This window comes from Ancylobacter tetraedralis (assembly GCF_014195655.1).
In the GTDB taxonomy this organism is placed as follows: Bacteria; Pseudomonadota; Alphaproteobacteria; order Rhizobiales; family Xanthobacteraceae; genus Ancylobacter; species Ancylobacter tetraedralis.
In genome coordinates this window covers 14536-27238 of the sequence record NZ_JACICD010000008.1, presented here as the reverse complement: position 1 = coordinate 27238, position 12703 = coordinate 14536, and the positions used below count along the sequence as shown (strand labels likewise).

Below are 12703 nucleotides of genomic sequence, written 5' to 3'. Positions count from 1 at the left end.
TCACGCTCCCTCGGATGGTGCCGGCCGCTTCCCTACCACGCGGGAGGGGCGGCGGGGAGCGCGCTCGCGCTCGCCATCCCCGGTGCCGATCATCGCCTCCAGCGTCGCCAGCCGGTCGGCCTCGCCGGGCGGCTTGTCCCAGCGCAGGCGGGCGACACGGGGGAAGCGCATGGCAAGGCCCGAGCGGTGGCGGGGCGAGCGCGCCAGTCCCTCGAACGCGATTTCCAGCACCAGCCCCTCGGTCGGCGTGTGCACCACTTCGCGCACCGGCCCGAAGCGATTGACGGTGTTGCGCCGCACGAAACGATCGATCTCGGCGAGTTCGGCGTCGGTGAAGCCGAAATAGGCCTTGCCGACCGGCACCAGTTCGCCCGTCCCCGAGGTTTCCCCCGTCCACACCCCGAACGTGTAGTCGGAATAGAAGGACGAACGCTTGCCATGGCCGCGCTGGGCGTACATCAGCACCGCATCGACGCTGTGCGGATCGCGCTTCCATTTCCACCACGGGCCCTTGGGGCGGCCGGGCAGATAGGGGCTGTCGGCGCGCTTCAGCATCACGCCCTCCACTGCCTCGGCATCCGCGCCCGCGCCATGGGCTCCGGGGTCGGCTCGGGCGGCGGCAAGGGCGTCCCAGCTGGTGAAGGGCACCAGCGGCGAGAGATCGAGCCGGGAATGGTCGAGCCCCTCCTGCGCCGGATGGGCGGCGACCAGCGCCTCCAGCCGGGCGCGGCGGGCCTCGAAGGGCAGGTCGCGCAGATCCTCGCCCTCCGCGACCAGAAGGTCATAGGCGCGGATATGCGCGGGATAGTCGAGCATGAGCTTGGGTGAGACGGCCTTGCGGTTGAGCCGCTGCTGCAGGACGTTGAAGGACTGCACCCGACCCTCGCGCAGGACCAGCAATTCGCCATCCACCGCCCCGTCGAAGGCGAGCGCCTGCGCCAGATCAGGAAAGGCGGGCGAGATATCCTCACCGGTGCGGCTGTAGAGCCGCGTGACATGCCGCCCGTCCGCCCCCCGGCCGCGCACGGCCTGCACGCGGATGCCGTCCCATTTCCATTCGGCGCGGAATTGGGCGGCGTCGAGCGCGGCGAAATCCGCGTCCTCGATGGCGTGCGACAGCATGACCGGGCGGAACGGGGCGGGGTCGTCGGTCTGCGGGCGCGGGCCGGTTCCCTCCGCCCAGGCGAAGAGGCTCTCATAGGGCGGCGCCATGCCCGGCCAGACCAGTTCGATATCGTCCGGCGCGAGGCTCCCCAGCGTCGCCACCGCCGTCTTGGCGAGGCGGGCCGAGACGCCGATGCGCAGGCCGCCGGTGATGAGCTTGAGCAGCGCCCAGCGCCCGGTCTCGTCCAGCCGGTCCAGCAGGGCGGCGAGCACGGCCGGCAGTTCGGCGCGGCCCATATGGGTGAAGGCGTGGACGATGGCTTCGAGCGGGACGTCCTCCTCGCCATTTCCCGAGGACGTTTCCAATGCCCTCTCCCCCAGGGGGGGAGGGGCGGGTGAGGGGCCTTCCTCACTTCGCCGCGGCGGGGCCGGCCACATCAGCGCGACGGTCTCGGAGAGGTCGCCGACATAATCATAGGAGAGGGCGAACAGCACGGGGTCGGTACGTTCGGCGATCAGCTGGCGGATCAGCCCCGCCTTGGCATTGCGGAAGGTGAGCGCGCCGGTCAGCGCGGCGAGCGCCCAGCCGCGCTCGGGATCCGGCGTGTGGCGAAAATAATCGGCGATCAGCGCGATCTTGCCGTTGCGGCGCGGCTCATAGGCGAGGCGGTCGATCAGGGCGGCGAAGCGGTTCATGCGGAGGCCTCGCCGTCGCCTGCGGCGGGCGCGGGCGCATCGGGCGCGGCGGCGTTGTCCGCCTCCTCCTCGCCATAGCCCACCATGTGCAGCGGCCGGGCGCGCAGGCCGGCAAGCCCGGCCCAGTGCACCAGCGCGTCTTCCTGCCCATGCGTGACCCAGAGTTCCTCGCAGCCGGTGGCGAGGATGGCGGCCTGGAGATCGTCCCAGTCCGCATGGTCGGAAAGGATCAGCGGCAGTTCCACGCCGTTCTGGCGGGCGCGGGCGCGAATGCGCATCCACCCCGAGGCGAAGGCGGTGACGGGATCGCCGAACCGGCGCGACCACACGTCGCCCAGCGCGCTCGGCGGGCAGATGACTACCGCGCCGGCCCGCTCCGCCGGCGACGCGTCGCGGGCGAGGCGGACCTCGCCGAGATCGATGCCCTCCGCGGCGTAATAGGCTGTCAGCCGCTCCATCGCGCCATGCATGAGAATGGGCCGGGTGTAGCCGGCGGCGCGCAGCAGCGCCATCACCCGCTGCGCCTTGCCGAGCGCATAGGCGCCGACCAGATGCGCCCGCTCGGGGAAGAGCGCCAGCGAAGCGGTGAGCTTTTCCGTCTCCTTGAGCGGGTCGGGATGGCGGAACACCGGCAGGCCGAAGGTCGCCTCCGAGATGAACACATGGCAGCGCACCGGCTCGAACGGCGCGGCGGTGGGATCGGCGCCCGGCTTGTAGTCGCCCGAGGCGACGATGGTGCAGCCCTTCCAGTCGAGCGCGATCTGCGCCGAGCCGAGAATATGCCCGGCCGGGTGGAAGGTGACGGCGACGCCGTTCACCTCCTGCCGGGCGCCATAGGGCGCGACCTGCGTCGCGCCGGCAAAGGCTTCGCCATAGCGGATCGCCATGATGTCGAGCGTCTCGCGCGTCGCCATCACGGCGCCGTGGCCGGCGCGGGCATGGTCGGAATGGCCATGGGTGATCAGCGCGCGGGGAACCGGGCGCGTGGGATCGATGTAGAAGCCGCCGGCGGGCGAGTAGAGGCCCTGCGGGGTCGAATGGAGAAGCTCTTCCGGGCGCATCGCGGAACCTATATAGGGCGCCCCACCGCCTTTTCGCGAGAGCCCCCCATCATGAGCGACGGCCGGCTGTTTCTTTCCTCCGGGGATCCCTTGGTCGACCGCCGGCTCGACTGGGCGCGCGCGCTGCTGGCGGAAGGCAATGCGGCCGACGCCGCGCGGCTGCTGGATGAGGCGATGGCGCGCGCGCCGCATTACGCGCCGGGCTGGTTCCTGCTCGGCGAAGCGCGTGAGGTGGATGATGCGTCTGGCGCGCTGGAGGCCTACCGGCAGGCGCTGGTGCTCGATCCCGGCGATACGCTCGGCGCCGGGCTGCGCATCGCCCGGCTCGGCGGCACCGCCGAGGCCGGCATGAGCGAAGCCTATGTGCGCACGTTGTTCGATCAATATGCCGATCGCTTCGACGCCGCGCTGGCGCGCCTGTCCTATCGCGGGCCGGAACTGATCGACGCGGCGCTGGCGGACGCCTGCGTCGCGCTCGGGCGGCCTTACGCCTTCGCGCGCGGGCTGGATCTGGGCTGCGGCACCGGGCTGGTGGCGATGCTACTGGCCGATCATGTCGGGGCGATGGTGGGTGTCGACCTCTCGCCCAACATGATCGCGCTGGCTCGCAGGCGCGGCGTCTATGAGCGGGCGGTGGCGGGGGAGATGGTGTCCTTCCTCACGCAGCGCCCGGGCGAGGACGCGGACCTGATCTTCGCCGGCGATGCCTTCTGCTATCTGGACGATCTCGGCCCCATTCTGGCCGAGACCCGCCGCGTGTTGGAGCCGGGCGGGCTCGCCGCCTTCACCGTGGAAACGCATGCCGGGCAGGGCATCCTGCTGCGCGACACGCTGCGCTTCGCCCATGGCGAGGCCTATGTGCGCGGAGCGCTGGCGAGCGCGGGGCTGGCGCTGGTCTCCTGCGATGCGGCATCCACCCGCACCGAGAAGGAAAAGCCGGTGCCGGGGCTGGTGGTGGTGGCGCGGCGCGCCTGACCCCTCGCAATTGGGCGCCGACGCATTAGCTTGTCGCGGTGCCGACCATGGATCCCCACCGCGACGACGAGACCGCCTTGTTGCCCGAGCCGTTCGCGGGCTGGTTCGCCAGCCGTGGCTGGGCCCCTCGCGCGCATCAGCTGGAGCTGATCGCCAAGGCGCGGCTCGGCCGCTCCACCCTGCTGATCGCGCCCACCGGCGCGGGCAAGACGCTGGCCGGCTTCCTGCCGAGCCTGATCGAGCTGGCGGCGCGCGCGCAGCGGCGCAGCAACAGTCCGCGCCCGCCGGGCCTGCACACGCTCTATATCTCCCCGCTCAAGGCGCTGGCCGTGGATGTCGCGCGCAATCTGGAGCGGCCGGCGGCCGAGATGGGCCTGCCCATCCGCATCGAGACGCGCACCGGCGACACGCCCGCCTCGCGCCGCCAGCGCCAGCGGCGCGATCCTCCGGATATCCTGCTCACCACGCCCGAGCAAATCGCGCTGCTCATCGCCTCGGGCGATGCCGCCCATCTGTTCGGCGATCTCCGGCGCATCGTGCTCGATGAGCTGCACGCGCTGGCCGGCTCCAAGCGTGGCGACCTGCTGTCGCTCGGTCTCGCGCGGCTCCGGCAACTGGCGCCCGGGGTGCAGACCGTCGGCCTCTCCGCCACCGTGGCGGACCCCGACACGCTGCGCCGCTGGCTGGTGCCTCAAACAGGCGAGCCGGAAATGGGCGATCTGGTCATCGCCGAGGCCGGCGCGGCGCCTGAGCTCTCCATGCTGGAGAGCGTCGCCCATGTGCCCTGGGCAGGGCACACGGCGCGCCATTCGCTGAAAGAGATCTACGCGCTGATCGTGGCCAACACGACGACGCTGGTCTTCGTCAACACGCGCATGCAGGCGGAACTGCTCTTCCAGGAACTGTGGCGCGTCAACGACGCCAATCTGCCGATCGCCCTGCATCACGGTTCGCTCGACGTCTCGCAGCGCCGGCGCGTGGAGGCGGCGATGGGCGAGGGGAAGCTGAAGGCGGTGGTGTGCACCTCCTCGCTGGACCTCGGCATCGACTGGGGCGCGGTCGATCTCGTCGTGAATGTTGGCGCGCCCAAGGGCTCCTCGCGGCTGATGCAGCGCATCGGCCGGGCCAATCACCGGCTGGACGAGCCCTCGCGGGCCGTGCTGGTGCCGGCGAACCGCTTCGAGGTGCTGGAATGCCGCGCCGCGCTGGAAGCGGTGCGCGCGGGGGCGCAGGATGGCGCCGTGGAGCGCCGCGGAGCGCTGGACGTGCTGGCCCAGCATGTGCTCGGCATGGCCTGCGCCGAGCCCTTTGCCGTGGACGATCTCTATGCCGAGGTGACATCCGCCGAGCCTTATGCGGGGCTGACGCGGGCGGATTTCGACGACGTGGTCGATTTCGTCGCCACCGGCGGCTACGCGCTGCGCGCTTATGAGCGCTTCGCCCGCATCCGCCCGCGCAAGGATGGGCGCTGGCGCGTCGCCAATCCGCAGGTGGCGCAGCAATACCGGCTGAATGTCGGCACCATCGTCGAATCCTCCATGCTCAAGGTGCGCCTCACCAGCGCGAAATCGCGCTTTGGCGGCCGGGTGCTGGGCGAGGTGGAGGAGTATTTCGTCGAGATGCTGAGCCCGGGCGACACGTTCGTCTTCGCCGGCGAAGTGCTGCACTATCTCGCCATCGTCGATGATGAGGTACGCGTCGCCCGCACCAGCGCCACCGATCCGAAAGTACCCTCCTATGCCGGCGGCAAGTTTCCGCTCTCCACCTTCCTCGCCTCGGGCGTGCGCGCCCTGCTGGCCGACCCGGCGCGCTGGGCGAGCCTGCCGGGGCAGGTGCATGACTGGCTAGACCTGCAGAAGCTGCGCTCGCGGCTGCCGGGACGCGACGACCTGCTGATCGAGACCTTTCCGCGCGGCGGGCGGCATTATCTCGTCGCCTATCCGTTCGAAGGGCGGCTCGCCCACCAGACGCTCGGCATGCTGCTGACGCGCCGGCTGGACCGGGCAGGGCTGAACCCGCTCGGCTTCATGGCGAACGATTACGCGCTGGCGATCTATGGCGTTTCCGACCTGTCGCTTGCCATCGCGCAGGGCCGGCTCGACCTCGACGCGCTGTTCGACGCCGACATGCTGGGCGACGACCTGGAGGCGTGGCTCGACGAATCCGCGCTGATGAAGCGCACCTTCCGCCAATGCGCGGTCATCGCCGGGCTGATCGAGCGGCGCTTTCCCGGAAAGGAGAAGAATGCGCGGCAGGTGACCATGTCGACCGACCTCGTCTATGACGTGCTGCGCCGACATGAGCCGGGCCATGTGCTGCTGCGCGCCGCCCGCGCGGATGCGGCGACGGGGCTTCTGGATATTCGCCGTCTGTCCGACATGTTGGTTCGAATTTCGGGGCGAATCGAGCATATTGCACTGCGGCGCGTGTCGCCCCTCGCCGTGCCCGTGATGCTGGAGATCGGTCGCGAGAGAGTGGCGGGCAATGCGAGCGAAGCACTGCTGGCTGAAGCCGAGGAAGAGCTGATCAGGGAGGCGACGCGTGACGTCGACGACGGTTCGTGCCGTGCGTTATGACATCGAGCGGCAAGGGGAGGGGGGCTTCCCGCTTGCGGGTACGCGTTTCGTGCTGGACCCGGCCGGCGCGCTCTACTGGCCGGCCGAGCGGCTTATCATCGTCGCCGACCTGCATCTGGAAAAGGGCTCGGCGATGGCGGCACGCGGCGCGCTGCTGCCGCCCTATGACAGCCGCGCCACGCTGGCCGTGCTGGCCCAGATCGTCGATCGCTGGCGTCCGCGCGCGGTGGTTTCGCTCGGCGACAGCTTCCATGACCGACGCGGCGCCGAGCGGCTGGGCGGCGAGGAGCGCGGGGCGCTCGCCCGCCTGCTGCGCGGGCGCGAGATGATCTGGGTGGCCGGCAATCACGATCCCGACCCGATGCCGGGGCTCGGCGGCAGCCATGTGAACGAACTGACGATCGGCCCCATCACCCTGCGTCACGAACCCCAGGCCGGCGACAGCGAGGGCGAGATCGCCGGGCACCTGCACCCGGTGGCCCGCCTTGTGGTGCGCGGCCAGAGCCTGCGCCGGCGCTGCTTCGCCACGGACGGCAAGCGCCTGGTCATGCCGGCGCTGGGGGCCTATGCCGGCGGTCTCAACGTGCGCGACCCCGCGATCGAGGGGCTGTTTGCCGGTGCCTTTGCGGCGCATCTGGCCGGAGGCGCGCGCATCTATCGCTTCGCGCACCACGCCTGCCTGCCCGACCACTGAGCCGGGAAGCCTGCCCCGCGTTCCCGCCGCCGGGCGATCTCCAGAGCATTGCGAGGTTCAGCGCAACGCGGTCTTGCGCGGCACGGTGGCTGCGGGGTCCGCGGCCTTGCCCGCCTCCGGCCCGGTGCCTTCATTGGCGCGGGCATCCGCCATCACGGGCGTCCAGCCCTGCACCGCGAGGCGGGCGGCGGCGAGCGATTTGGGATCGAGCATCACGCCGATGGCGTCGCGCTTGGCCGCCGCCTGTGCGTCGCCGGCCGCCGCCGCCAGCGCGAACCAGCGCCACGCCTGCACCGGATCCGCCACGACGCCGAAGCCGCGCGCATAAAGAATGGCGAGGTTGAACTGGCTGTCGCGCAGGCCGTGCTCGGCCGCGCTGGTGAACCAGGCCGCCGCCTGTGCATAATCCGGCGGTCCATTCGTGCCCGAGGCCAGCAGCACACCGAGATTGTGCATGGCGTGCAGGTTGCCCGCTCGCGCCGCCTGCTCATAGAGGGTGCGGGCTCGCGCGAGGTCGCGCGGCACGCCCTCGGCACCCTTCTCATAGAGCGCGCCAAGACGATAGGCGGCGGGAATGGAGCCGCAATCGGCGGCGAAGGCAAACCATTGCGCGGCACGCGCGGCGCTGGGCGGCACGCCCATTCCCTGCTGGAAGCGGTTGGCGACCTCGAACGCGGCGCCGGCATCGCCCGAGAGCGCGGCCGATCGCAGCCCCTGGCTGCCGATGGCGAGGGGGAGATCTTCCGGCCCGGCCATGCTGGAGGGGCCGGGCGCAAGGTTCGGGGCTGCCTGGTTCGGGGCTGCCTGGTTCGGGGCTGCCTGGGTTGGAGCGGTCTGGGATGGGGTCGCCGGGGGCACGGCCGGCATGGGCAGTGCGGAGGGTGGGCCAGCCGGCGCGCCGCGCGGGCCATTGCCGATCGAGCCGGTAATGTCGTCGGGCAGCGGCGCTGCGCCCGGCGGCAGGCTCGATGCGCCCGGGCGGGCCAGTGTGGGCTGGCTGCCGGCGGGGACGGGCGCTCCGGCACGCAGTTGCCCCTCCCGCATCGTGCCGAGAACGTGCCACGAGCCATAGGCGAGGGCCGAACCGCAAGCCCCGATGAGCAGCATGGCGCGGATGCGGGCCGCCCAGCGGGCGGTGTTGCGCGCCGCCGGTGATCCGCGCTCGCCGTGGCGACCGGCCGGGTCGGCCCGGTCGCGTGTGCCGGGCTGGGTCGCGCGACGGGCCTGGGCGATGAAATGGGCGCGGCCAGGCTGGCCAGCGGCGGCGCCGGGAGAGCCGACCGGGCCGTGCGGCGCCCGGACCTCGGGCGCGCCGGGAAGATCGAACGCATCGCCGAGCGCTCCGGGCATGAGGCGTGTCTTCTCGGGCGCGGGCTTGGGAGCCTGCCCGGATGCGTCTTGTGGCGTCTCGTGGAGCGCCTCTTGTGGCGTCTCATGGAGCGCCTCTTGGAGCGCCTCTTCGGGAGCGTAGGTCGCGGTCTCGTCGTCCGCCGGCTGGTAGGCGGGGGGCGCCGCATAGGCGGTCGCCACCTGCGGCGAGCGAGCGAGTTCCTCCAGCGCCGCGCGCATCAGCTGCGGCTCGAACGGCTTCGGAATCGAGGCCGGCGGAGGGGTGAAGCTGGGCTGCGGGCCGGCCTGTCGCACGGGTTTCGCCGGGATGACGGCGTGGGCCGGTGCGTCGGGATTCCGCAATGCCGGCGAGGACGGAGCGGTGTTGGCGTGGGGCGGGCGCGCGGACGCGCGTGCCGCCTCGATGGCGGCGATCTCGCGCTTGAGCAGCGCATGCGCGTCGCCCAAGCCAGCACCAGCGCCACCACTGCCACCCCCGCCGCCGGTCGGGTGCGGGCGATTGCCGGACGTCGCGAGTAGTGTGGCGCGCGTCTCCTCCATGTGGATGAAAAGGTCGTTCACCGCCCGCTCGATGGTCGAGAGCTGTCCGGTGATCTGCGCGGCGGGCGTCGCGGCGTGGTCGAGCTTCTGCGCGATCTCGGCGACCTGCCGGCTCAGCGCATCGAAGCGCGGGCCGTGATCGGGCAGCTGGATGGGCCGCTCGATGCGCTCCAGCCGCTCGGCCATGCCGCGGAACAGGTGCTCCATGCCGGCTGGCGGCTCGCGGCGGGCGCTGGCCAGTTCCTTCTGCAGCGCGTCGAGGCGCCCGAGAATGTCATCCACCGGCACGACCGGCTCCGGCCGGCGGTCGATCCGCTCGACCAGCGCGTCGATCCGGCGCTCCAGCGGCGCGACGGCCGCCTGCAGGGTGGTCTCGTCGACCCGGGGAATCTGGCCGATGCGGCCGGCCAGCAGCGCGACCTGCTCCGCCAGCCGCTGCAGCGCATCGGTCGACAGCGCGCGCGCCAGCAATTCGCGGATCTCGCCCGCCTGCGCCTGCAATCGGGCAATGGCGGCGCCATCGACCGTCTTGGCATTGACGATGTCGATCTTGCGTTCCAGTTGCTCGACCCGGGTGATGAGCACGCCGGGGTGCTCGGGCCGCTTGAGATTGCCGATCATGTCGCGCAGCGCGAGGAGGGTGGCGCGCATGTCGTCATCGCCAGCCCGCGTGCGCTCGGCGCGATCGGCAAGGCGCATCATGGTGCGCTGCAACTCGTCGATCGCCTGACGGGGCGCGAGGTCGGCGATGGTCTGGCGCATCTCGCCGAGTTCGTGCTGGATCGCGTCCAGCGGATCGGCCTTCATCGGATGACGCGCGGCCGGCCGCTCCGGCAATGGCGCGAAGAGCGGAGACGGGCCGGGCACCGGCTCCTCGCCGCGCGCCAGCGGGGGGATGGGGCGTGGCGGCCGCGTGCCGGCCGCCTGGTCGAGCTGCTGCTGGCGGGCGGCGATCTCGGCGATGGCGGCTTCGATCGCCTGCGGACTATGAGCCGCCGGTACGGGCCTCTCGCGCCGGCGCGGCGGGGCGTCGGTGGCGGCGGGCGGGTCATCGCGGCGAGCGACGGCCTCGGCAGGGCGCGAAATGTCCTCGCCCGCCGGTACGGTCGTGTGTTGGCGTGCGCTGGCGCGCGGCGTGTTCAGCGCGTCGAGCCGTTCGTTGATCTGCCGGATGGCGGCATCGATCCGCCCATCGGTGGCGGCGAGCGCGGCGGATCGCGGGGGTGACGGCGCGCGCCGGTTCGTTGGCGCCGGGGGCTCTGCCTGCCGGATCGCCGAAGGTGCGGAATCGACCAGCCGGTCGATGGCGCCCGAGAGCTCCTCGACCCGGCGCTGCAGATCCTCGACCGAGCCGCCCGAGGCGGCGGCCGTCTGCGCGACCCCGGCATTGGAGGCGATGAGCTGTGCCTTCAGCCATTCGTCGAGCGGCAGCCCCGCGCGGCGGGCGGCATCGCTCATCGCCCGCCAGGCCTCGGGGGCGATCTGTCCGCTCAGGGAAGGGACCCGTTGCCTCACCGCTGTCTCCGTCGCGTCGAGCGCCGACATGGCGAGAATCGCCCGTCCTCGGCGCAGGAGGCTCATCCGCGCGACTGTTCATTTTCTTGGTAAATGTGGCGTTAAGAACGAGGCTCGGAAGGTCTCTGATTTGTGCTGCTCGCGGCGCCTTCACCGACCCCGGACAGGCCCGGGGGCTCATTACCCCCGGCAGATGGGCCTTTCGCGTCTCGCCGGAGGCGATGTGTGCAGTCAAATGAAATCAATGGGTTAGGTTGTCATTTAACAGTAAGTTTCCCTAACGTCGGGTGCGACTTTCTCCCCTAGCGGAACCCCATCTGCAACACTCCGGTCAACGTTCCTGACGTGTCCCCCGGAACCAACGGAGTTCGGCAATGGATTTCTCCTCTTACGACGCGGATCGTGCAGTGAATCAGGTGAGCCCGTCCGGGTCCGAGGCGGCGTTCTTCACCATCGGCGATCTCGCCCGCGAATTCGACGTGACGCTGCGGGCCCTGCGCTTCTATGAGGACAAGGGCCTCCTCTCCCCCCGCCGCGAAGGGCTGACCCGCCTCTACAGCGCCGCTGAGCGGGCGCGCCTCGAAATCATCCTCAAGGGCAAGAAGCTCGGCTTCACCCTCGCCGAGATCAAGGCGATGGTCGCCCTGCGCGAAGGCGGCCCGATGCCGGCCGGCGGTCTGGCGCTGACCCGCGAGAAGTGCGTCGAGCAGCTTGGTCTTCTCGAACACCAGAAGGCGGAAATCGAGGACGCCATCGGCGAGCTTCGCCAGATGGTTGCGGCCTTCCCGGTGCGCAACGCCGCCTGATCGGGCGCAGTCCGATCGGACCACGCCTCTCGTTCCTGCATACGGCTTCCTGCATACGGCGGCGCTCCCTCGGGGGCGCTGCTGGCGTTTTGGGCGGTGGTCACCGGCTTGAAGCTGCGCCAGGGCGTTTCTCGCTGTCACCTTCTTGAGCTAGCGTGTGCGCTCCGCGCGAGTCGCCAGCCGAGAGCCGCATGTCCCGTTCCGTCGACTATTATTTCTCGATCCACAGCCCCTGGGCCTTTCTTGGCTATGCCGCCTTTCTCGACGTGGCACGGCGGCACGGGCTTCGCATCAATTTCCGTCCTGTCCAGCTGGGCGAGTTGTTTGCCGAGACCGGCGGCCTGCCGCTGGCCCGCCGCCACCCCGCGCGCCAGCGCTACCGGCTGGTGGAACTGAAGCGCTGGCGGGACGTGCGCGGGATCGAGCTGCACCTGGCCCCGGTGCACTGGCCGTTCGATCCCGGCCTCGCCGACCGGCTGATCATTGCCGCCCAGATCGCCGGCCACGATGTCGCGCCGCTGGTCGGGCGGCTGGGTGCGGGCGCCTGGCAGCGGCAGGAGAACATGGCCGACCCGGCGACGCTGGCGCTCACCCTGGCGGAGCTTGGCCTGCCGGCCGGGCTGGTCGAAGCCGCGGACAGCGACAAGGCCCGCACCATCTACCAGACCAACCACGCGGATGCGGTGGAGGCCGACGTGTTCGGCTCTCCCTCCTATGTGCTCGACGGCGAGGTCTTCTGGGGGCAGGATCGGATCGAACTGCTGGACGCCGCGTTGTCCAGCGGGCGGGCGCCGTTGACGCCCTGATCCGCCCCTTGCCGGGCGATAAGGGAGGTTTTCAGATGGTTTGCGTGTCGCGCCAAATTGCCGTGGCAGTCTTTGCCATGATGGCTCTCCTCGCCTTCCCTGGCGGCATGCCCGCAGCTGTTGCGCAGACAGCGGATCCGGTGGCATCGGATCCGCGCTTCACGCTGCAGCCGGCCAATGGCGGAATGCTGAAGCTCGATACCCGCACCGGCGCGCTTTCCTTCTGCTCCATGAAGTCGGGCGCGTGGGTGTGCGAGGCGGTGCCCGAGGACCGGGCGGCGCTGGAGGCCGAGATCGCGCGCCTCAACGCGCGCATCGCCGAGCTGGAAAAGGGCCGCGCCGGCGGCGTGCCCGATATCATGGGCGCGCCAGTGCCGCCGCAAGCCGCGCCGCCGGCTGCATCACCACCCGCCGCCGCTCCTCCGGCAGCGGATGGCGAGGAGAGTGGCACGCAGGAGGCGCAGAAGCGGCTCGATCAGGCCATGGACATGGCCGAACACGCCTTCCGCCGCTTCTTCGACATGGTGGAGCGCCTGCGTGGCCGCGAGCCCGCGCCGCAGGAGCAGAGCCTGTGAGCGAC

At 71.0% G+C, this 12703-nt stretch carries 9 protein-coding genes; 6 read left to right on the top strand and 3 right to left on the bottom strand.

The window, feature by feature from the left end:
* Positions 1-1800 (bottom strand): cisplatin damage response ATP-dependent DNA ligase, encoded by a 1800-nt coding sequence (locus FHS55_RS18325; protein ID WP_183191241.1) that lies wholly within the window; start codon positions 1798-1800, stop codon positions 1-3.
* Complete coding sequence (locus FHS55_RS18320) at positions 1797-2861, bottom strand: ligase-associated DNA damage response exonuclease (protein WP_183191240.1); 1065 nt, start codon at positions 2859-2861, stop codon at positions 1797-1799. The genes FHS55_RS18325 and FHS55_RS18320 overlap by 4 nt, the downstream gene beginning before the upstream one ends.
* A 51-nt stretch (positions 2862-2912) precedes the next feature.
* Between FHS55_RS18320 and FHS55_RS18315 the strand changes: the two genes are divergently transcribed.
* From FHS55_RS18315 to pdeM, 3 genes are read left to right on the top strand one after another with little or no spacing between them, the layout of a single operon-like run.
* Positions 2913-3836 carry a class I SAM-dependent DNA methyltransferase gene (locus FHS55_RS18315; protein WP_183191239.1) on the top strand — a complete coding sequence of 308 codons (924 nt, stop codon included), beginning with the start codon at positions 2913-2915 and terminating at the stop codon, positions 3834-3836.
* 47 nt (positions 3837-3883) lie between these two features.
* Complete coding sequence (locus FHS55_RS18310; RefSeq protein WP_183191238.1) at positions 3884-6412, top strand: ligase-associated DNA damage response DEXH box helicase; 2529 nt, start codon at positions 3884-3886, stop codon at positions 6410-6412.
* Positions 6378-7106: a ligase-associated DNA damage response endonuclease PdeM gene (pdeM, locus tag FHS55_RS18305; protein ID WP_343056266.1), complete on the top strand. Its 729-nt coding sequence runs from the start codon at positions 6378-6380 to the stop codon at positions 7104-7106. The genes FHS55_RS18310 and pdeM overlap by 35 nt, the downstream gene beginning before the upstream one ends.
* Before the next feature lie 57 nt (positions 7107-7163).
* Here the strand turns inward: pdeM and FHS55_RS23850 are convergent, their stop codons facing one another.
* Positions 7164-10511: a tetratricopeptide repeat protein gene (locus FHS55_RS23850; RefSeq protein WP_183191237.1), complete on the bottom strand. Its 3348-nt coding sequence runs from the start codon at positions 10509-10511 to the stop codon at positions 7164-7166.
* Positions 10512-10885: 374 nt separating this feature from the next.
* Between FHS55_RS23850 and FHS55_RS18295 the strand changes: the two genes are divergently transcribed.
* The 3 genes from FHS55_RS18295 (at position 10886) to FHS55_RS18285 (ending at position 12698) form a co-directional block, all read left to right on the top strand.
* Positions 10886-11317, top strand: a complete 432-nt coding sequence (locus FHS55_RS18295) for a MerR family transcriptional regulator (protein WP_183191236.1) — start codon at positions 10886-10888, stop codon at positions 11315-11317.
* Between the two features lie 191 nt (positions 11318-11508).
* Positions 11509-12123, top strand: coding sequence for a 2-hydroxychromene-2-carboxylate isomerase (locus tag FHS55_RS18290; RefSeq protein WP_183191235.1), 615 nt, complete (start codon positions 11509-11511; stop codon positions 12121-12123).
* 77 nt (positions 12124-12200) lie between these two features.
* Positions 12201-12698, top strand: coding sequence for a hypothetical protein (locus tag FHS55_RS18285; protein WP_183191234.1), 498 nt, complete (start codon positions 12201-12203; stop codon positions 12696-12698).
* The last annotated feature ends 5 nt before the right edge of the window (positions 12699-12703 follow it).